Annotated in this window: 15 protein-coding genes; 5 read left to right on the plus strand and 10 right to left on the minus strand. The window is 70.7% G+C overall.

What is annotated here, in order from left to right; genetic code table 11:
* Positions 1–11: 11 nt before the first annotated feature.
* Positions 12–1,205, minus strand: a complete 1,194-nt coding sequence (locus AWX74_RS15650; RefSeq protein WP_091277266.1) for a cytochrome P450 — start codon at positions 1,203–1,205, stop codon at positions 12–14.
* Between the two features lie 390 nt (positions 1,206–1,595).
* Between AWX74_RS15650 and AWX74_RS15655 the strand changes: the two genes are divergently transcribed.
* Entirely contained in the window at positions 1,596–2,906 is a 1,311-nt protein-coding gene (locus AWX74_RS15655) for a TetR/AcrR family transcriptional regulator (protein ID WP_091277537.1), read from the plus strand.
* Here AWX74_RS15655 and AWX74_RS15660 read toward each other — a convergent pair.
* The 8 genes from AWX74_RS15660 to AWX74_RS15695 form a co-directional block, all read right to left on the minus strand.
* Positions 2,870–4,186 carry an ABC transporter substrate-binding protein gene (locus tag AWX74_RS15660; RefSeq protein ID WP_091277268.1) on the minus strand — a complete coding sequence of 439 codons (1,317 nt, stop codon included), beginning with the start codon at positions 4,184–4,186 and terminating at the stop codon, positions 2,870–2,872. The genes AWX74_RS15655 and AWX74_RS15660 overlap by 37 nt on opposite strands.
* Positions 4,187–4,228: 42 nt before the next feature.
* Positions 4,229–5,443, minus strand: a complete 1,215-nt coding sequence (locus AWX74_RS15665; RefSeq protein ID WP_091277270.1) for a cytochrome P450 — start codon at positions 5,441–5,443, stop codon at positions 4,229–4,231.
* A gap of 13 nt (positions 5,444–5,456) precedes the next feature.
* Entirely contained in the window at positions 5,457–6,938 is a 1,482-nt protein-coding gene (locus tag AWX74_RS15670) for an aldehyde dehydrogenase family protein (protein ID WP_091277272.1), read from the minus strand.
* Positions 6,931–7,899 carry an SDR family NAD(P)-dependent oxidoreductase gene (locus AWX74_RS15675; RefSeq protein WP_091277274.1) on the minus strand — a complete coding sequence of 323 codons (969 nt, stop codon included), beginning with the start codon at positions 7,897–7,899 and terminating at the stop codon, positions 6,931–6,933. The genes AWX74_RS15670 and AWX74_RS15675 overlap by 8 nt, the downstream gene beginning before the upstream one ends.
* Entirely contained in the window at positions 7,892–9,100 is a 1,209-nt protein-coding gene (locus AWX74_RS15680) for a spirocyclase AveC family protein (RefSeq protein ID WP_091277276.1), read from the minus strand. Before AWX74_RS15680 ends, AWX74_RS15675 begins: the two co-directional genes overlap by 8 nt.
* A gap of 4 nt (positions 9,101–9,104) precedes the next feature.
* Positions 9,105–10,217, minus strand: coding sequence for an ABC transporter substrate-binding protein (locus AWX74_RS15685; protein ID WP_091277278.1), 1,113 nt, complete (start codon positions 10,215–10,217; stop codon positions 9,105–9,107).
* 100 nt (positions 10,218–10,317) lie between these two features.
* On the minus strand, positions 10,318–11,142 hold the full coding sequence (locus AWX74_RS15690) for a CbbQ/NirQ/NorQ/GpvN family protein (protein ID WP_091277280.1): 825 nt from the start codon (positions 11,140–11,142) through the stop codon (positions 10,318–10,320).
* A 66-nt stretch (positions 11,143–11,208) separates the two neighbouring features.
* On the minus strand, positions 11,209–12,933 hold the full coding sequence (locus AWX74_RS15695; protein WP_242666257.1) for a nitric oxide reductase activation protein NorD: 1,725 nt from the start codon (positions 12,931–12,933) through the stop codon (positions 11,209–11,211).
* Between the two features lie 684 nt (positions 12,934–13,617).
* On the opposite strand from AWX74_RS15695, the gene mdoC reads away from it, so the two are divergent.
* The gene (gene mdoC / locus AWX74_RS15700; protein WP_242666258.1) at positions 13,618–14,901 is read left to right on the plus strand and encodes a glucans biosynthesis protein MdoC; all 1,284 of its coding nucleotides are present in this window, start codon (positions 13,618–13,620) and stop codon (positions 14,899–14,901) included.
* 838 nt (positions 14,902–15,739) lie between these two features.
* Here mdoC and AWX74_RS39510 read toward each other — a convergent pair.
* Entirely contained in the window at positions 15,740–16,741 is a 1,002-nt protein-coding gene (locus tag AWX74_RS39510; RefSeq protein WP_131799476.1) for a hypothetical protein, read from the minus strand.
* A 1,185-nt stretch (positions 16,742–17,926) separates the two neighbouring features.
* On the opposite strand from AWX74_RS39510, the gene AWX74_RS15710 reads away from it, so the two are divergent.
* The 3 genes from AWX74_RS15710 (at position 17,927) to AWX74_RS15720 (ending at position 20,497) form a co-directional block, all read left to right on the plus strand.
* Entirely contained in the window at positions 17,927–18,679 is a 753-nt protein-coding gene (locus AWX74_RS15710; RefSeq protein WP_091277286.1) for a hypothetical protein, read from the plus strand.
* A gap of 403 nt (positions 18,680–19,082) precedes the next feature.
* On the plus strand, positions 19,083–19,538 hold the full coding sequence (locus AWX74_RS15715) for a hypothetical protein (RefSeq protein WP_091277288.1): 456 nt from the start codon (positions 19,083–19,085) through the stop codon (positions 19,536–19,538).
* Positions 19,535–20,497, plus strand: coding sequence for a tyrosinase family protein (locus AWX74_RS15720; protein ID WP_091277290.1), 963 nt, complete (start codon positions 19,535–19,537; stop codon positions 20,495–20,497). The genes AWX74_RS15715 and AWX74_RS15720 overlap by 4 nt, the downstream gene beginning before the upstream one ends.
* The last annotated feature ends 25 nt before the right edge of the window (positions 20,498–20,522 follow it).

Consider the following 20,522-nt stretch of genomic DNA (forward strand, 5'->3'; position numbering starts at 1 on the left):
TGGCGGGCCGGTCAGGGGATCACGACCGGGAGCTTCTCCCAGCCGCGGACGGTCGATGTCAGCGCCAGGGTGGCGTTCTCCCAGTCGACGTCCCAGCGCGGGAATCGGGCGAGAAGCTCCTCCAGGGCGATCCGGCCCTGCAGCCGGGCCAGTGCGGCGCCGAGGCAGTAGTGCGCACCGAGCCCCAGGGTCAGGTGCTGCCCGACCTCGCGGTGGATGTCGAAGACGTCTGCGCGCGGGAAACGGCGGTCGTCCCGGTTGGCGCTCCCGACCAGGAAGACGAGCGCGGAACCGGCCGGCACGGTGCTGCCGTGCCATCCGACGTCCCTGGTCACGTACCGGGAGACGGCCATGCTCGGCGGTTCGTACCGGAGCACCTCCTCGACCGCGTTCGGGATCAGGGCCGGGTCATCGACGAGTTCCTGCCGCTGATCGGGGTGCGCCGCCAGGGTGGATCCGATCCAGCCGACCAGCCGGCCGGTGGTCTCGTTGCCGGCCCCGGAGAGGATGTTGACGTAGCCGAGCACTTCGTCTCTGGTCAGCGTGCGGCGCACACCGTTCTCGTCGTCGAACTCGGTGTACAGCAGGTCCGTCATGAGGTCGTTGGACGGGTTGTCCCGCCGCCAGTCGATGTAGTCGCCGTATATCTCCCCGCTGAGGATCGCGGCGTCGGGGACGTCGATGCCGCCGCCGTCCTGGATCCGCATCGAGCTGTCGACGTGGTCACGGACGAAGGCCTGCTCGGCCTCCGGGATTCCGAGCAGCATCCCGATCACCCGCATGGGCAGCTCGCCGCCCAGCGCCTCCATCAGGTCGAACCGGTCACGGCTTCGGTAAGGGTCGAGGGCATTGGCGCAGAACTCCCGCACCCTGGGCTCCAACATGCTGATCCGCCGCGGGGTGAACACCCTGACCAGCAGGCGGCGGTGAATGGTGTGAACCGGCGGGTCCTCCATGATCAGCGTGCCCGGTGGAATCTCGATACCCGCCTTGATGATCTCCAGGACCATGCCGCGCCCGGACCGGTAGGTCTCCCAGTCGGGCAGCCCTCGCTCACAGTCGGCGTATCGGCTCAGCGCGTAGAAGTCATGCTCCTCGTTGTAGTAGAGCGGCGCCTCATCCCGCAGCCGCCGGTACGTCGGGTAGGGGTCGGCGGCGAGGCCTGAGTCGTACGGGTCCCACTGGACCGAGGCGATGCTGGTCACGTGATTCCTCCGGCACGGACGCGGGGGATCGAAGAGCACGGGCGGTGAGGTCGGGGCTGGATCGGCCGGCGGCGCACCGCGCGAGGGCGACCGGCCTGATCGCGATGAGATCCAGTGACTCCGGGCAAGGAGGCTCGGCGTGACCGCGAAGCGGTGCCGATCGTCGGTGCCGAAACACGGCCGACTGACGGCCATCGCCACCTTCAACCTAATATTTGTTCACATCGGAAAGTACCGGCTTCCAGGTGGGCTGTAAAGTGATCGCGCCACGCGCGGCTGATTTCTGGCAGCCCTACGTCGGTGGGCCCGAGCGTCGTGCAGAACAGCGGCCCGAGCGTCATTCGGTAGCGTCGCCGGTACCGGCCGCAGGAGGTGTCGAAGGGGGAGGCCGTGTCGAGGGATGGTGCGCGCCGGGGTGAGATCCTCGATGCCGCCGCGCGGCTGTTCGCCACCGCGGGGATCCGCGCGACGCTGAAGGACATCGCCGACGCGGCGGGAATCCTCGCCGGCAGCCTGTACCACCATTTCGACTCCAAGGACGCCATCGTCGCCGAGCTGATCCGGCGCTACCACGCCGCGCTGGACGGGGTCGCGCAGGCCGCCGTCGAGGAACTGCGCCGGCCGGGCGGCCGGCCGCCGGACGAGCTGGTGGTGGCCTTCGGTGAGGCGATCGCCGGTTGTGCGGTGCAGCACCGGGCGGCCGTCCTGCTCTCGTACTACGAACCGCCGGTGGGAGCCAGCGACGAGCTCGTCCAGGTCTCGGCACGGACGCCGTCCGTCGTGCGCGCCGTGCTGCTGGAGCTGCTGGAGGCCGGTCGGGACAGCGGCTGGCTACGACCGGGCGTCGATCTGGCGCTGCTCGCCGACCGGATGTGCCAGAGCATGATCCATGTAGGCATCGGTGTGTCGCACCGGCTGCCGGGCGCGGACCGGCTGCCCGCCCTGCGCTGCCGGATCCTGCTCGAGGGCGTCGCCGCCGGGCCGGTCGACGGCGCGGCGTTGGACCGGTCGGCCGCGTTCGCCGCCGCACAGGAGCAGATCGCGAGCTGGCCCGAGGCGGACGAGTTGGCCGAGGCCGGCCGTCCCGCGCTGATCCGGGCGGCCGCACGGGCGGAGTTCGGCCGGCGCGGATACGAGGCGACGACGATTCGGGACATCGCGGCCGCCGCCGGCGTCAGCGTCGCCGGCGTCTACCGCGTCGCCGACTCCAAGGAGCAGTTGCTCGCGTCGATCATGACCTCGTACATCGAAGCCCTCAACGCCGGCTGGCGGGCCGTGCTCGCCGCGCCCGCGGGTGCGGTGGAGCGGCTCGACGCGCTGCTGTGGCTCAATGCGATGATCATGGAACGTTACAGCGAGGAGTTCCGGATCCAGTTCGGCGCGCTGCGCCAGTCGCCGCCGACCAGCCCGGACCTGGCCTGGTCGTTCCCGTCCCAGCTGCGGCAGGTCAAGAAACTGCTGACCGACGGCGGGAGGGACGGCGACCTGCGGCTCACCGGCTCGTCGGCCGACGTGCGGGCCCGGTCGCTGTTCGAGCTGCTGTTCACACCGGACGACATCGTCAGCGCCGTCGGGCCGCGCGGCGCGCTCGAGCTTGCCCGCGACACTGTCCTGCGCGGCGCCGCCAGGCCGGCCGCCCTCGAACGACCGGCCCTCGAACCAGCTCAGTCGGCGACGGGTGTGTTGCCGACGACCTCGTAGTTGGTTGGCCTGCCGTCTCCGTCGAGGGTGGTGACGAGGCCGCCGCGGGTGCAGACGGCTGGCGTGTCCGGGACGGCCTTGCCGTTGCAGCGGAACTTCAGCCCGCCCGCGCCGGGGAGTTCCTGCTCGGGCATGTTCCTGATGGCGGCGAGCACGGACTGGGATGTGATGTCGCCCGCGATGTGCCCGACGGCCGTCTGGAAGCCGGCGAGCACGGTGAACATGACCAGGCCGTCCGCGACGCTGGGGTCGATGTCCTTGCCGTAGGTGTCCACCACGGCGTCGTAGAGGCGGGTCGACGGGTTGTCCGTGCCGATCGGTGAGTAGCTGCTGATCGCGACGCCTTTCAGGGTGGCGCCGGGCACGGCCTTCACGGTGGCGTCGGTGATGCATTCCGAGACGGCGGTGATCTTCCCGGTGTAGCCGACGGCTTTCAGGCCGTTGAGCGCGCTGATGCAGAACGAGTCGTTGCCCGCGATGAAGACGACGCCGGGGTCACGGGACGAGACGCTCTGCGCCTGCGGTGTCATGTCGGCGGTTCCGGGTGGCACGGCGACGAGTGTGTTCTCGACTCCGGCCTTTCGCAGGGTCGGCACCGCGACGTCGGTAAGGGCGGAAACAGCCGCCGGGACGTCGATGACGATCGACGTGATCCGGTTGGCGTGTTCCTGCCTGGCGATCTGCAGCGGCAGCTCGACGAGGGGGAAGTTCGGGCTGCTCAGGATGAAGGTCGACGCGCTGTCGCGGAGGAGGGCCACGTCACTCGAGCCGTAGAGCATGACCGGGATCTTCGCCGCGACGATCGGCTGCCAGATGCTCTCGACGACGCCGGTCGTGCCGATGAGGACCGCGGTCACGCCCTCCTCGATCATCCGGTTGCCGCAGTCGGTGCCTTTCGCGGGATCCGTCTGGGTGGTGCACTGCACCAGCTCGATCGGACGTCCGGAGAGGCCGGAGCGATGTTCGTTGAGGTACCTGACGGTCGCTTCGGCCACCCGGCCCTGGATGGACAGGTCACTGAAGGCGCCCTTGCCCTCGGTGACCACGCCGATCCGGATGGGAGCGCCGGTGGCGGCCGCCCGAGGGCCGAGTGCCTGGGACGCGCTGCCGTCGGTGGGCACGCCGGCCGGGCGCTCGTCGCCACCACCGCCAACGCCACCACAGCCCGCAGCAGCAAGCAGAGCCGCGGTCATCGCGGCCGCGGTGGCCAGCTGTGGTCTGGCCGGCCGCCGCCCTCGTGGGCGTGCGGACCGACGGGTCGGGATCCGTAAGAGCCGCATCGGTTTCTCCAGTCGGTTCGGGGCGCGCCGCCGGTGCGGCGGCTACGCGGCCACGTCGAACAGGACGGGCAGGCTCGTGGGCGAGCGGAAGACCTGCCCGTGGATGTGCGGGTCGTCGCCGTCGGGGTCGAGGCGCAGCCCTGGGAGCCGGTCGAGCAGCGTCTCGAGCGCGACGCGCATCTCGAGCCTGGCCAGGTGCATGCCCAGGCAGATGTGGACGCCGTGGCCGAACGAGAGGTGCTGCCTTCCCTGCCGGCGGATGTCGAAGCGGTCGGGGTCGGGGTTGCGCTCGGCCTCCCGGTTGGCCGCGCCGAGCATCGGCATGACCGCGGAGCCGGCGGGGATGGGAACGCCGGACAGCGCGGTGTCGCGGGCCGCGACCCTGGTGATCGACAGCAGCGGCGGCTCCCAGCGGACCGCCTCCTCGATCGCCTGCGGGATCAGCGAACGGTCGGCGCGCACGGCGTCGAGCTGGTCGGGGTGCGACAGGAGACCGAACAGCATGCTGCCGGTCGACCGATAGGTGGTCTCGACTCCGGCGGGCAGCAGCAGGCGCAGGAACGAGAAGATCTCGTCGTCGGTGAGCCGCCCGCCGTCGAGCTCGGCGGCGGCGAGGTCGCTGATGAGGTCGTCGCGGGGCTCGGCGCGGCGGGCGGCGAGGATCTGGGCGAAGTACTGCCTGAGGGCCGCGGCGGCGGCCAGGCCTCGTTCCCGGTTGGTCAGGATGCTCAGCAGCGCGATCGACCAGCGCTGGAACCGCGGGTAGTCGTCGGCGGGCAGGCCCAACAGGCTCGCTATGACCTTGGTCGGGAAGGGGAAGGTGAACTGCCGGACGAGGTCGGCCCGGCCGTCGGCGGCGAACTGGTCGACGAGTTCGCCCGCGATCCGCCCGACGAGGTCGTGCTCCCGGCGGGCCATCGCCTTCTGCGTGAACGCGCCGGCGACCAGCGCACGGTGGCGGCGGTGCGCCGGCTCGTCCATCCCGAGCATGACGTCCCTGCCCAGGGCGTCCCCGAAGAAGTCGAGGATGATGGACGAGGAGAACGTCTCGTTGTCCCGCAGCACACGGGCCACGTCGTCGTATCGGTAGACGAAGAAGATGGGCTTGTTCTCGTCGTGCGGCATGTCGGAGAGGTCGAGCCGCTGGACCGGTTCGTCGCGGCGCATCCGCGCGAGCTCGGGGTAGGGGTCCCGGACGTCACCGGCGACGGTGTCGTCGAAGCTCCCGAAGTCCTCGAGGTCGTCGTAGAGCTGCATTCGGTGATCCCCTCTAGGCCGGGTAGGCGACGGACTTGATCTCCAGGTACTGGTCGAAGCCGGCGTGGCCGTTCTGGCGGCCGACGCCACTGGCCTTGTAGCCCCCGAAGGGGACGTCGGCGCCGTAGGGAGCGGCCCCGTTCAGGCCGACGAACCCCGCGCGCAGCTGCCGGGCGACCGCGGCGGAATGCTCGATCGAGCCGGACATGACATTCCCGGCGAGGCCGTAGGCGCTGTCGTTGGCGATGCGAACGGCGTCCCGCTCGTCCTCGTAGGGAATGACGGCCAGGACGGGCCCGAAGATCTCCTCCTGGGCGATCGTCATCGCGTTGTCGACGTCGACGAACAACGTCGGACGGACGTAGAAGCCCCGGTCGCGGCCCGCCGGAGCGTCAACGCCACCGACGAGCAGCTTCGCGCCCTCGTCGACGCCGCGCCGGATGTAGCCGAGGACGCGCTCCCGCTGCTTCGCCGAGATGACGGGGCCGCACAGCGTGCCCGGGTCCTGGGGGTCTCCGGGCAGGACGCCCTCGTACATGGCACGCAGCAGCTCGACGCCCTCGGCGTACCGCGAGCGCGGCAGCAGCATCCGCGTCGGGATGGCGCAGCCCTGGCCGGCGTGCATGCAGGGCGCGATCCCGATGAGGCAGGCGGCGGCGAGATCGGCATCTTCCAGCACGATGGTCGCCGACTTGCCGCCGAGCTCGAGGAACAGCCGCTTCATCGTCGCGGCGCCCTTCTCCATGATTCTCCGGCCGACCGCGGTGGAGCCGGTGAAGGAGATCAGGTCCACCTTGGGGCTGAGTGTGAGCTCCTCACCGACGAGGTGGTCGGAGGCCGTGACGACGTTGACGACACCCGGCGGGATGTCGGTGTGCTCGACGACGAGCCGGCCGAGGCGGGTGGCGGAGAAGGGCGTGTCCGGCGCGGGCTTGAGCACCACCGTGTTCCCGGTCGCGAGTGCCTGGCCGAGCTTGTGGATCGCGACCTCGAACGGGAAGTTCCAGGGCACGATCGCGCCGACCACGCCCACCGGTTCCCGCCAGACCTTCCGGACACAGACCTGGTTGGTCAGGTCGGAATACGCCTCGCCGAGTTCGGTCTCCCAGGGGTAGGAGTCGATGAGCCCGGCGGGGTAGGTCAGCGCGTCGGCGAGCGGGGCGTCCAGCTGGGGCCCGTGGGTCACCAGCCGGGGGCAGCCGGCGTCGAGGATCAGCTCCTCGCGCAGCTGTTCGCGCTCCGCCTCCAGCGCGGTCTGTAACTGCTCCAGGCAGTGTTTGCGCAACACCCGGTCGGTGGACCAGTCGGTGTCGTCGAACGCGCGGCGAGCGGCGTCGATGGCCCGGTGCATATCCGCCGTCGACGCGTCCGCGACCTGGCCGACGGGCTCTTCCGTGGCCGGATTGATGGAGGTGAAGGTGCCGGATTCACCATCGACGAGCTCGCCGTCGATGAGCATTCTGGTCTCGAGCTGGACTGTCGGGGTGTCAGCCATGGTGTTCGCTCTCGTCGGGCCGTGGGGTGAGGGGGGCGAGCCGTCGCGGGTGCTCGCGCAGGCTGCCTGGTCGCGGCAGGCCCATCGCCCTGCTCGCCACGAGGCGGAAGACGCGGTCGGGCATGAGGCGGCGGCCGGTCAGCATCAGCCGGGCGTCCCTGCCGACGGGGTGGCGGGCGAACGGGGCCCGGTCGTTCAGCGCCTTTTCGAGCCCCGGCGGAAACTCCTCGGGAGGCTTCACGGATTTCAGGAGGCGCTGGCCGGCGCGTTCGAGCCGGGCGTGATGCTCGCCGTACGGCCCCGTCAGGTCGGCGTGGGTGAAGGTCGAATCCAGGGAGGTGTCGAAGGCACCTGCGACGAGGACGGTGACACCGAGACCGAAGGGGGCGATCTCCTCGGCGAGTGCCTCCGCCCAGCGTTCGAGCGCGCCCTTGGACGCGGAGTAGGCGCTGATCGTGGGCATCCCGCGCACGCCTGCGGCGCTGGAGATCACGACTATCCGGCCGCGGCCGGCGGCCCGCATGACGGGCAGGAGCTCCTGGGTGAGGCGGACGGGGCCGAGCAGGTTGGTGGAGAAGATCTGCTGCCAGATACCGGCCGGCATCTCCTCGACGCAGCCGACGGACATGTAGGCGGCGTTGTGCACGACGGCGTCCGGCGACCCGACGGCCTTCTCGACCGCCCGGGCGCAGCCGGTGATCGAGGCCGGGTCGTCGAGGTCGAGGCGGACGGCGCTCAGCCGCGGGTCATCCGGTGCCGCGCCGGTGGCCTCCCGCAGCCGCGCCAGGCCCGCGTCGGGCGAGCGCATCGCGGCCAGGACGTGCCAGCCCTCCCGGTGCAGGTGGGCGGCGGAGGCGAGCCCCAGGCCGCGGGACGCCCCCGTGATGACCACGCTGCGAGCGCGTCCCGTCGGGTGCTCGTCGTGATCGGCGTGATCGGCGTGATCGGCGTGATCAGCCATCGTGGTCTCCGGCGCAGCGTCCGCCGTCGGCCGGTGGGGTCACGTTCGGACGTCCCGACTGGGCACTGGGCCAGCCGGACCAGATGCCCTCGAAGTAGGGGCCGGGCTGGCCGGCCTCCTCGTAGAAGCCGTTCGGGTCGTAGACCCTGGCCTCGGGATAGGGCCACGGGCAGGCGACCGACGTCGCGGACTTCGTGGCCCGGATGACGGCGAACCCGGCGCCGTAGGCGAAATAGGCGATGTTGAGGACCACGAACATCACCGCGAAGGTGCCCAGCGCCGGCCGGTGGCCGAGCAGCCTCAGCCGGTGGGCCAGCTTCTCCGCCTGGGTGCGCCCGGTGTCGTCCCGGTACACCAGCAGGCCCGCCGGAATCATCACCAGGGTGATGAGCCCGGACTCCCACAGCAGCGGGAACTGATACGGCTTCCCCGCCCACAGCGAGCCGAACGGGATCACCTGCGAGTAGATGTAGAGCCCGGTGCGGATGCAGAAGATCTCCAGGATCGCGTCGTAGACGAAACCGATCACGAAGATCAGCAGGCCCATGGTGATGAGCGGGTGCCGGGAGACGAACGCGTCCGGGCCCCGCCGGGCCTGCAGGCGCCGCACGATCCAGATCGCCGGAAAGTACGGCCCGGCGTAGAACGTCAGGTAGGACAGCACGATGAACGGCTCGACCGTGGGCGAGAGCGAGACCAGCGGCCAGTTCTCCGGCCAGTGCGTGACCTGGGGGTTGTAGACCGCGTACGGCGCCCAGTTCATGACCGGGTCCAGCCAGACGATCCCCGTGGACGCGAGCAGCATCAGCAGGACGGGGTGCTTCGGGTACTTCCGCCAGAAGAGCACGAACGCGACCACGACGGCGACCACGGTGAGAACCCACCCGGCCTCGTGCATGACGATCCAGTCCGATTTCCCGAACAGGAATCCCACCGCGCGTGGGGCGCCCTCGACGTCGGGGTTGGCGATCCGGTCCTCGACCGCTCCGCGCCGCATGTTGTACAGAACGGCGATGATCGCGACGTTCAGCACGAGCACGCCCAGCAGCACCCACCATCTCGGTGGCCGCGCCCGCGCGTGCGGCCGCGTGCGGGCCGGGCCGGGTGGCGTGGGTGGGGTGGCTGTGGCGGGTGGCGTGGGCGGAGTGGGTAGCGCGGCTGGCGTGGGTGGGGTGGCGGGTGAGCTGACGGTCTTCGCCATCAGTTCAGTCCTGCCCGAAGCGGTCGACGAGGTGGGAGGTGACGCCGTCCGGGTCCAGCCTCCGCGCCACCAGGTAGCCCGCGCCCATCCAGCCCCGGTGGCTCCAGTTCCCGAACGTGATGTGCGTCCCGGGCGCCCCGGCGGCGGCGGGCAGCATCCTGACCCGCTCCAGGGCGTCGCGCACACCGAGCGGGGTCAGCGGATGGGCGTCCGCGAAGGCGCGCAGCAGCACCGTGGCGAAGTCCCGGTTCATCACCGGCACGCAGTACTGCGGCCGCCGCCCGTCGGCGGCCTCCAACCGGTCCAGGAACCGCTGGCCGACGAGGTTGCCCTCGTCGTACTGGTCGACGCCGGTCCAGCCCAGGATCGCGTTCCACATCACCGGGTTGATCCACGCGTTCTGGAACGCTGTCCCCATGAAGCGTGGCGGGTCCCAGCCGACCGCCGCGAGGGCCGGGTTGACCCGGGCGATCCCGAAACCGAAACCGAAGTGCACGAGCGCCGCCGCCTTCGACTCGTACAGCCGGCGCACCGCCGCGCCGATGTCCTGAGCCGTCTGCGCGATCGTCTCCACGGCCACGACGCGGATGCCCTGGTCGGCGCAGGCCCGCTGGAAGTTCTCGAGATAGGTCCGGCCGACCAGCGACTGCTCGACCAGCACGCCGACCTCCGTGTGCCCGCCCTTGGCCAGCAGACGCGACAGGAAGATCGGCTCCTCGGTCAACGAGCCCTGGGGCAGCGAGAAGGTCCACTCCCCCAGCCAGTCGTCCGACCCGGTGCAGCTGATCGCGGGCACCTGGAAACGCCGCTCGATCGCCGTCCGGGTCGGGACGCAGTTGTCGCTGATGGCGGGGCCGAACACGGCGAGGCAGCCTTCGTCGACGAGCTCCCCGTACGCGTCGATCACCGCCTTGATGGTGCCCTTGGGCAGACCCTCGACCTCCCGGAAGACGATCTCGACCGGCCGGTCGATGACCCCGTGCGCCAGGCCCTCGGCGAACACCAGCTCGAAGGGCCGCGTCAGGTCCTTGCGCATCTGTTCCGGGAACTGCTCCGGTAACCGGAAATCGAACAGGTACCCGAGCTTGATCGGCTCCGCCGAGCTCTCATACGACATCTCGTCTCTCCCTTTGGCGACGGGCACCGGCCTCACCGCGGCGATGCGGTATGTGAAGCCAAGATTTGTTCCGATCTTGGAAACAGCATGGTCAGACAGATCAGGGTGCGATGGTTCTAGGCCCCGTGCGAGGCGTCGTCTCGCCGAGATAGGCGTCGATCAGCTGAGCGAGGCCGGCACCCACCACCGGGTCGTCGGTGAGCGGGCCGGCGACGGCGGCACGGGCCGCCGCCCGCAGCGGGAGCCCCTCCGCAGCGAGGCGCCCGGCGGCGATGAGCACCCGGGTCGAGGCCACCTCACGCAGCCCCGGCGTCTCCAGCCGGCGGACCGCCTGCCCCAGCCCCACCAGCCGAGCCGCCACCGCCGGGTCGACCCCCGCCTCGTGCGCGACGACCTTCTCCTCCACGTCGGGCGGCGGGAAGCCGAGCTCGACGGCGACCATGCGCTGTCGGGTCGAGTCCTTCAGGTCCTTGAGCACGCTCTGATACCCGGGGTTGTAGGAGACCACCAGACAGAACCCGGGCGCGGCGTCCAACGTCACGCCCAGCCGGTCGATCGGCAGCTGCCGACGGTGATCCGCCAGCGGATGAAGCACCACGGTCGTGTCCTGGCGGGCCTCCACGACCTCGTCGAGGTAGCAGATGGCGCCGTCGCGCACGGCCCGCGTCAGCGGGCCGTCGACCCATTCGGTCTCGCCGCCCCGCAGCAGGAACCGCCCCACCAGGTCGGCGGTCGTCAGGTCGTCGTGGCAGGCCACGGTGATCAGCGGCCGGCCGAGGTCGTGCGCCATCGCCTGGACGAAGCTGGTCTTCCCGCATCCCGTCGGTCCCTTGAGCAGGACCGGAAGACGCTGGCGGAACGCGGCCCCGAAGACCTGTTCCTCGTTGCCGACGGGCAGATAGTAGGGCCGCTCCGTGCGTCCCATGCCGTTTCTCCTCTCGCCCGCTGCCGTCGATGGACGTGCCTGTGGGGGTGTGCCGGTGGGAGCGCGCTACGGGCCGCGGCGCCTCGCCTCGGCGCCGCGCAGCGCCGTCCGGAACAGCGGCCCGACGACCTGGCTCAGCTGGTCCGACCGCGGGATCGACCCGTGCGCCGCCGCCCCGAAGACCTCCCGCAGTGCGGCGGCGTCCGTGCTCGTGCCGACGCTCAGGCAGACGGCGCCTACGCCACGCCGTCGGGCCTGCGCGAGCGCCCGTCTGGCGTCGGCCTCGCCGTACGAACGCTCGTAGCCGTGGTCATAGGCGAGACCGTCGGACAGCACGACGAGCAGCCGCCGAGACGTGCCACCGTGATCGGACAGCACCGACACGCCGTGGCGGATCGCCGCGCCGAGCCGCGTGTAGCCGCCGGGCACCAGGCCACCGAGGCGACGCAGCGCCACGGTGCCGAGCCTGTCGTCGAACCGCTTGACCGGTTCAAGGTGGACGGCCGACCTTCCCTGGGAACGGAACGCGTAGAGCGCCACGCGGTCCCCCAGGTCGTGCAGCGCGGTCACGAGAGCCGCGGCCGCGGTGCGCTGGTGCTCGTGCACCGTCCCGCCGGAGACGGCCGGCTCGGCGACCGAACCCGAGCAGTCGAGCAGGACGAGCACCGACAGATCGCGGCGACGGCGCAGCCGGTCGACGTAGACGGCCTCGTCGCATGCCAGACCGGCGAGCGTCGTGACCCGCGCCTCGACCAGCGCGTCGACGTCGAGGTCGTCGCCCTGCCGCTGACGGGGGCTGCGGTCCAGCCCGACGCCGAGGCGCGCGAGTGGTCGGCGCAGCGCGTGCCCGGCAGGCAAGGCGACCGGCGCCCGGCCGAGAGGCGACATGACCTCCCGCACCGTGCACCAGTCCGGACGGTAGCGACCCGCGTGGACGTCCCACTCGGGATACCTCCACCCCTGGCCGCGGGCCTCAGGCATGCCGACCACCGGATCCGGGCTCGCGCTCCCGATCGTCACCGTGCGCCCGGCACGGATGCCGGCCCGCGACCGGTGCGTCACCGGGTCCGCGCCCGTCGGTCCATCGCCGCCGGATGACCGTGCCGCCGCGAACATCCGCGCGAGCAGACGACCGACAGCTCCCCCACCGCCGACCGGGCTCGCGAGGAGATCCAGGACCACGGAGGGGCCGTCCTCCCCGGGCAGCTCGGCGAGATCGCGACGACTTCCCGTTCGCCGCGCGGCGATGCCCTGAACGGACGCGGCGGGCACGGCGGACCCGGCGCGTGCCCGCGCCGCGAGCAGGCGCCGGGCGTCGATCGTGCCGAAGCTCTTCGGCGGGTCGCCTGTCGCCAACCCGCTGCGCGCGGCGGCCAGGGAGCCGGCGGCCGAACCGGCAAGCGCGGCGACGTCCCGGTCGATGAGCGACCGCAGACCGGGCGGAAGGAGATCCTCGTTCGCCGCGAGCGCACGATGGCCCTCGACGAGCAGGTAACGCCGCGCGAGAGCCGAACGCCGCGACAGCTCGCGCAGCAGGCCCGGTTCCAGACTTCCGCTGGCCAGCAGCGAGGCCTGCACGGCGAGCGTCTCCAGCTGGCGGCGCCTGCCCGCGGCGGGGTCCACGAAGACCGTGACACCGTCGGTCCAGGCAGGCTCGTCACCGTCGGCCGCCGCGACCCGCACGGCGCGGCCGGCCATGGCTGACGCCAACAGGCTCAGACCGCCCAGGCCCTCGTCGTCCACGCCGTCAACGCCTGACAGCGCGCGGGGCGGCAGAGCTCGCCAGCCCAACGGATATGCCCCTTTCGGGACGGACGCGGGCAAGCGCGGCCAGGCCACGGGCCGTACGTCGTCCACGCTGGCGCCCCGATTGTTCGGGAGCCTCGAGGGCCGCGCTGACGTCGACTGACACGGCCGACCTCCATCCACCCATCAAGGTCATACCTAACCTTTGTTCCGTACGGTAGGGCTCGATCTCCGCACCGTCAACCCGCTCGAACCACCTTGCGCATATGGGGTGCCGGCATTCGACCGCTGCCGTTGACCTGCGTGTTCAGCCACCGACGATGCCCGCGCTCGATTGCGTCACGGGCGCGCCGCCGGGCTCCAGCTCCGATTCCGGCTTCGGCCCCGGCGGCGCCGGAACCCGACCGCGCGCACATCCGGCCCTCAGCTCGGTTCGGCGACCCTGGCGTCGACGGTCGTGACCGAAACGGTCAGGGGTCGGAACGTTTGATTTTTGCCGTAGAGGCCGGAGGCACCCTGACGCATCAGGGGCTCAATACCGTCAAAATCCGACAAGAGGCCCCTGACCTGCAGATCTGGTCCGCCGAGGGGCAGCACGAATCAATACTGCAAATTACCCTTAACGGTAGTATCGTGCCTTCGGGATGACGGAGTCGCCCGACGGGGGCCGTTGACGCGAAGCAGGAAATACCCGATTTTGGCGGCGGGGGAGCTGTGCGAGATCGAAAGGTGCCGGCACCAGCCGAGCACTACCACCACATGGACGCGCTGCGCGCCAGCTTTATGCTGCTCGGCGTCTTCGTCCATGCGTCGTCACTCGGGCACGACCCGATTTTCAACGGGATTGCGCATGCCTCCGCCCTCTTCCGGATGGAGGACTTCTTCCTCATCTCCGGGTTCCTCTCCGCGATGCTGGTGGGAAAGTACGGGCCGGGCCGCACCGTACGCCGCCGCCTTGCCAGCGTGGGAATCCCACTGCTGTGCGCGGGGCTGCTGCTCAACCCGGCCGCCATCTGGCTGAGCTACAACTTCCACAACGATCCGGACGTCTCGTTCCTGGACTATCTCCACGGGCGGACCATCGCCGACCCGGTGGGCGAGCTGCGCTGGCACCTGCACCTGTGGTTCCTGGTCGTGCTTCTTCCCTACGCGCTGATCACGCCCGCCGCGGTGTCCCTACTGACCCGCCTGGCCCCGCACTCCCTCTTCCGGCGGGCGACAACCGGGCGTTTGCGGACCATGACCACGATCACCCTCCTGACTCTGTCGGGAGTCGTCGTCGTTCGTGGTACGCACAAGGCACTGCTGGACCCGGTCTTCGCCGGGACGCTCCTCGACTACCCGGCCGAGCAGACGATGGAGTACCTCCCGTTCTTCCTCCTCGGCATGCTGCTGTACCTGGAGCGGGATCGGGTTCTGCCGTCCTTCCAGCGCCCCGCGCCGGTGCTGCTCGCCGTGTCCGCGTCAGGTCTGCTGGCGGGTTCGCGGGGATGGATCGGCGTGCTGGCCTCCAACAACGGCAGGCTGCTCTGCGAGACGGTGTTCACGGTCGCGCTCACCGCCACGTTCTTCGCGCTGGCCGGCCGGTTCATCAACGGGCCGCGGCCCGTCGTCAGGTACCTGGCGGACGCGTCCTACACGGTCTATCTGTTCCACTACTTCTGGATCTATGTGATCGCGACTCTGCTGGGGTTCGACTCCGGGGCCAGGTGGCCGCAGATGCTCCTGGTGGCCTTCCTGACGTTCGGCGTGACGTTCGCGATTCATCATTTCGTCATCCTGCGCTCGCGGGTCCTACGCGGAGTCTTCAACGGGAAGTTTCCGATCAGAACGCGCTCGTCTCGGCGGGCGGCCGGCGTCCACCAGCCCGCCGCCGCGACCGTCGCCCCCGATCCCTCGTACATGTCCGGAGCGCCCACGCTCCCGCTGCGCAGAGTGACCGCAGGATCCGGTGGCCCCGCGTTCCCCACCGTGACCGATGCGCCCACAATGCCGCTGCGGATCGATATCTGACCCATCAGGAAAAGATCATCCTCCCGGGCGCAGAACGCCGGTCCCGGGCGGCGGCGTCGGCGCGGGCCGCGGTCCGGCGCCGGGGTCTGACACAGACATCGTCGCCGCCGGGCACCTCCCTCCACACGAAACCTGCATGCGGGTATGCGGACCGTACGAATCACCCACGCATCGGGACGGCAGCACGGCGACCGCAGGACACAAAGCCGACTCGACGGATTATCGCGGAATGGGCACTTCCCGCCGAGTTGCAGTAAGATCCGCCAAGGGGATTCCGCTGGCTGCGCACCGCCCCAAAGAGGGGTCGACGGTCCCTGCACGCACAGCAGAGCAGAGCAGTTTAACGAAATACATGTAGTATTCGAAGATCCCCCGGTGTTCGATTCTCACCATAGAGACACGGTGAAGACCACGCCATTTACCGGCGAGGATCAGTCTGCGCACGGCTGGCTCGTCTCTGATACTTGCACCCGTGCCGCTACCCGACCCGGGCCACGGCGTGACGTGCATGGGGGTAGCCACCGGATATGCGTCCAGGCACTCGGCAATGGCGGCTGGAACGGGTCCGCGTCAGATCTCTCGCGCTGGACTTGGTGGCGCTGGTCTCGGTGGCGCTGGTCGCGCTCACGTTCGTCGCCGTTATCGCGAACACCACTACGGCCGACCACGGCACTGCTCGCCCGGCCGGCACCTCGAACCCGGGATCCCTGGCAGGACCACCAGTTCCGGCGGGCACAGCGATGGGCGTGCGGCCGGCGACGCTCATCCTCCCGCTGAGCGGGAGCACCCCCCAGTCCGCGAGTGTCCCCCGGACGGAGAGCGCCGGGCGCTGCCCGCCTCACACCAGTCTCGCCAGTGCCTCCGGGCAGTGTGTCGCTGCGCCCGAGGTCTCCTGCGTCGCCGCGGCCGGTGCGCGGGACGGGGCCTGCACCGAGCCGGCCACGGCGAGCTGCCCCGGCGGCTGGGCCCGCGAGGGTGAGATCTGCACCCGCCCCGCCGACCTCGTGTGCAGTGACGGTGGGCCACCGGCCGACGGCCAGTGCGTCACCGCCACGACGTGGACCTGCGCGCCCGGCTGGACCCTCGACGATGCCACCTGCCGGGCCCGTGCGACGCCGACCTGCCCGGCGGAGTGGACCATGGACGGTGGGACCTGCGTCGCCGACACCGTGTGGACGTGCCCCGGCGGCGGGACCCTCAACGGGCGGACCTGCGTCGCACCCGTGCGGTACGTCTGCGACGACGGCGTTCCGGCGCAGGGGCAGTCCTGTGACCGGCCCGCGGCCACGTGCGGCACCAACTGGCGGCTCGTCGGGAACCAGTGCGTCAACGAGGCGGAGCGCTGTACCGGGGTGTCGGAGGTGGACGGCTGTTCGTTCCCCGTCTGCTCAGCGCCGTCGTCGCGGTTCGACGGGGTGGGCACATGTGTCGCCGAAGCGCGGCCGGAATGCCGCGAGGACTGGCCGCCCTCCTCGCAACCGCCCGGCTGCCTGTCCGACGCCACGCCGACCTGCCCCGGCGGCATCGTCCCGGACGGGGCCGGCCGCTGCGTGACGAGCACGCAACAGGTCTGCCGAGGCATGACCGACGTCGGTCCGGACGAGACGGGCCAGTGCACCGCCAGAGCGAAGCCCACCTGCGCTGGGAACATCGAGCCCGAGGAGGACACCGGGCGGTGTGTCGCGCCGCCGATCGAGACCTGCGCCTCGGGCCAGCCGACCGGTGGCGACGGCCCCAGGCGCTGCACCCGGCCGGTGAGCTGGACCTGCGCGGACGGGGCATCGCCCGACGCGGCCCACATCTGCTCGTCGACCCGTATCCTGCGCTGCCCGGCCGGCACCTCCCTCGATGGCGAAATGTGTGTGGGCCCGGCCTGCCCGGCCGGCACCCTGCTCGCGGGGACCCGTGAATGCGTCCCGCCGGTGGCGCGATGCCCGTCGGGCACGACGCGGGACGGGGCCGGGCTGTGCCACAGCGCCCCACCCGGCTGTCCCGAGGGCTACACCGCGACCTCGTCCGGGGTGTGCGCACAGCTAGTGCCAGCGTGCCCTCCCGGCACAACACGGACCGCCCGGGGCCTGTGCCGCCTGCCGGATCCCAGGCCACCGCGCGGCGTGGAGAACGCACACTCGCGAAGCCCTGCGGCCAGCCCCGGTACCAGCGCAGGCAGCGAGGCCGAGCCATCGCCAACCGTCGTCAGCCAGGAGTGGCCCGCCGCACGCGCAGCGCTGGTGGGGGCGACGGTGCTGACCGTCGGGCTGTTGACGTCAGGCGGTGGAGTCCTGCTGTGGAGGCGGCGGCCAGGATCGACGGCGGTTCCCGACGATCAGTGGGCCGGCGCCGTCTCTCCCAACCTCCCGCCCATCGCGCCGGTTTCGCCGCGGCCGCCATCCTCCGCGCCGCGTCCGGCCGATTCCGATGAGCCTGACAAGCCTGACGAGCCAACACCGTTCCCGAACCAGCTGCTTTCCGCGCCAGGCCGGAGTCGATCCGGGGCCGGCCTGTTCGCGACATCACCATTCGACGGCGATCGAGAGCGCCGGCAGGTACGTCTGGAAATCCGTACCCGCGTCCCGCGATCCTCGGTGCGGGAACGAACACCCGCGTTCGAACCTCCCAGGCTGCTGCTCCGGCCCGACCGCACGGTGACGAGCTCCGCGCCGCGGACAGCCCACCCACCGGCTCGGGTCGTTGCCAGTCGGCCGCGCGTGGCCCGAGATGACCTCGTCCTGCTGGCATCGCATCCAGTCCTTGTGGGGGCCGGCGCGACGTCCTCGGGAACCCGCGGCGAACCCGTCGCCATCTGCCTGCGGCAGACGGTGACGACCATCAGCGACGCCGTCACTGGCGCCGTGGACGCGACGTCGCTGGAGGAACGCCGGCTACCGAGCGTCCTTCTACGGATCTTCACCGTTGCACCCCCGCCCCTCGAAGGAGAAGCTGCATGCCTGCCACCGATCCGGACCTGACGTCCTCCCCGGATCACTCCACGGCCCGAAGGCCGGGTCCTCCTCCGGGGTCCCCGGTGACGCGTCCGGACTCCCCCGACCAGATCGCCGGTGACCCTGCGGGCCCGGGCGGGGAAACCGGGTCGGCAGGGGAAACCGGGTCGGCGGCGGACGCGGCGAGTCCCCTGCTCACCAGCGCCGGATCTCTGCTGTTCCAGGCCGACGACGCCGTCCCCGAACTCCACGACCTGCTGACCGAGCAGCTCCCCGAGGTCTGGACCCGCCTGACCCAGACCGGGATCGGGCTCGACCTGGTGGCTCAGGTGACCGGTGAGCTGGCCGCCGAGATTGTCGGCCTCGTCCAGATCGACATCGTCGGCGCCGCGCTGCGCGCCTGGGCGGGATCCCAGAGCGCGCGGACAGCGGCCCGCGCATCCGCTGGCCCGCCGCCGAGCACTCAGACGCTGGTCCTCGGGCCGCACACGCTGACCTCCGTGCTTGAGCGGTCGATCGAGATCCTGGTCGGCGATATCCAGGTCGCAAGCATCCCCATCAGCCTGGAGCTGAGCGTCGATGCGTCACATGCGAGCGTGACCGCGCAGGCCGGCCGACTGGTCCGGCTACGTCCAGGTCCGGCCGAGATCGCACTCACCCTGTCCGTGGCGTCGCGGGTGGTGCGCACGGCGCGCGGCGCCCTCCCGCTGCCGGCGTCCATCCCGCTGGGCCGCTGGGCGCCACTCGACGAGAACCCGCTCCCGGACCGTGGCAGCGACACCGCCCCGCCCGAACCCGCTGGGGCTCCGGGGAGGCTGCCGCGCCAGCGCGTCTGAGGCCGTCGCTCACGCCAGCACCACCGCGGGTCGGGCGTGGCTGTCGGCGCGCGGGCGGTCTGCCGCCGGCGCGTCAGGCCGGATCGACGGCTGTCGTGGGGCCAGCTGATGTCAAGGGGCCAGATCGACTGTCAGAAGGCCGGATCGACGCGGATATCGGGATCGCCGTCCGGCAGTACTACAACTGTTCCGTCGCCGCGTTGCCAGCCGGCGGGCAGCAGAAACCACCGTCCCGCATTGCGCTCCGGTGACTCCGCGGGGGGCGGGGATGCAGGGGCGGTCGGCGGGTCCGGGCTCCACCCCAGGTGACCGGTGGCCTCGCACCGGTCCGGTATAGCCCGAGCATTGCGTTCGCCTCCTCGCATCTGTTGGGATGTAGACGACATCGAGGTAGGAGGCGCCTGTGAACGAGCAAAACGGCGGTTCGGCGGAGGACCTCGCGACATACTTTCTTTCCGCGGAGGGTCTGCGCGGTGTCGAGGTAACACCGCACAGCCACGGAACCGGAACGTCGACGAGCGTGCGCGACTTCGAATACAAGGGTCATCAGGCGAGGATCGAGACCACCTACCGCATCACAATCGACGGAAAACCCCTCGTCGGCCATGTCGAGGCGCTCCCCTCGGGGGAGGTTCACTACCACCGGTTCCCGCAGTACGCACCGAACTCCGCCGTCGACGTGGTGAAAACCATCATCGACACAAGTCTCTGGGAGAAGCCGGCCGTCCCTGACGAGCTGGCGGCCGAGCACGGGCCCGAGCAGCCAGAACACGAACATCACGGGCACACCGAACACGGACCTCACGGGCACACCGAAAGTGCCCATGGAGATCGGCGTGCGGACGGAGGCCACCGGTGACCGCCGTCCGGACCCACATCCTCGACGACCTCACCGCGGCACAGCGCTACCTCGACGCGGCCGTCGGCCTGAGTACGGAGCTCACCTCGGTCACCGCCCGCTCCGTGAGTCAGGTACTCGCGCGGGTGATACCCGGGTTCCGCATGCGCGGAATCGAGCAGCGACTGTCGGTGTGGGATCTGTTCGTCGTCTGGCACTGGGCCTCCATGCAGCTGACGACGTCACCCGAAACCGCCATGCGCAATCGGGCCCACGGCGGCCCGGTGTTCCTGCCGTGGCACCGGATGTACCTCCTGCGGCTGGAACAGCAGCTCCAACGGCACAGCGGCGTCGCCGACGCCGGCCTGCCCTACTGGGACTGGGCCGTGGCCGGCGGTGATCTGGCCCCCGACCAACAGCTCAACCATGTCCTCTGGACCGACAAGTTCCTGGGCCCGCCGCTGGGTTCCGTCACGACGGGCCCGCTCGCCGCCCACGTCGTCCGGATCGAGGAGCGTGACGACGGCCTCTGGTCCGTTCCACCCCGGCCGATCGTGCGCGCGGCCGGCACCCAGGTCGGCACCCTCCCCCGGTCCTCCGACGTGCGGGCGACGCTCAACAACGATCGTTACGACCGTGATCCGTGGGATATCTCGGTCGTCTCTCATCGCAACCTCGTCGAGGGCTGGGTGAACGGGCCTCGGATGCATAATCGCGTGCACGTCTGGGTGGGCGGCGACATGCTGCCCGGCACCTCCCCGAACGATCCGGTCTTCTTCCTGAACCACTGCAACGTGGACCGGATCTGGGAGTCCTGGATGACCCGCCACGGCCGGACCTACGAGCCGGGGAGCGGTGTGCAGGGAGCGCCGGTCGGCCATCGGATCGACGATGACATGATTGCCCTGCTCGGCAGGTCGTTCACGCCGGGGCAGGTTCTCGACTCCAGTGCCTGGTATTCCTACGACGTCCTGCCGTAACGCCTGACCTCCCTGACCCCGGGCG

It is taken from the genome of Parafrankia irregularis (assembly GCF_001536285.1).
GTDB lineage: Bacteria > Actinomycetota > Actinomycetes > Frankiales > Frankiaceae > Parafrankia > Parafrankia irregularis.

What these genes read in the sequence shown, in the direction of transcription:
- AWX74_RS15660 (WP_091277268.1), bottom strand. Translation starts at nt 4,186, where the DNA reads ATGCGGCTCTTACGGATCCCGACCCGTCGGTCCGCACGCCCACGAGGG.
- AWX74_RS15665 (WP_091277270.1), bottom strand. Translation starts at nt 5,443, where the DNA reads ATGCAGCTCTACGACGACCTCGAGGACTTCGGGAGCTTCGACGACACC.
- AWX74_RS15670 (WP_091277272.1), bottom strand. Translation starts at nt 6,938, where the DNA reads ATGGCTGACACCCCGACAGTCCAGCTCGAGACCAGAATGCTCATCGAC.
- AWX74_RS15675 (WP_091277274.1), bottom strand. Translation starts at nt 7,899, where the DNA reads ATGGCTGATCACGCCGATCACGCCGATCACGCCGATCACGACGAGCAC.
- AWX74_RS15680 (WP_091277276.1), bottom strand. Translation starts at nt 9,100, where the DNA reads ATGGCGAAGACCGTCAGCTCACCCGCCACCCCACCCACGCCAGCCGCG.
- AWX74_RS15685 (WP_091277278.1), bottom strand. Translation starts at nt 10,217, where the DNA reads ATGTCGTATGAGAGCTCGGCGGAGCCGATCAAGCTCGGGTACCTGTTC.
- AWX74_RS15690 (WP_091277280.1), bottom strand. Translation starts at nt 11,142, where the DNA reads ATGGGACGCACGGAGCGGCCCTACTATCTGCCCGTCGGCAACGAGGAA.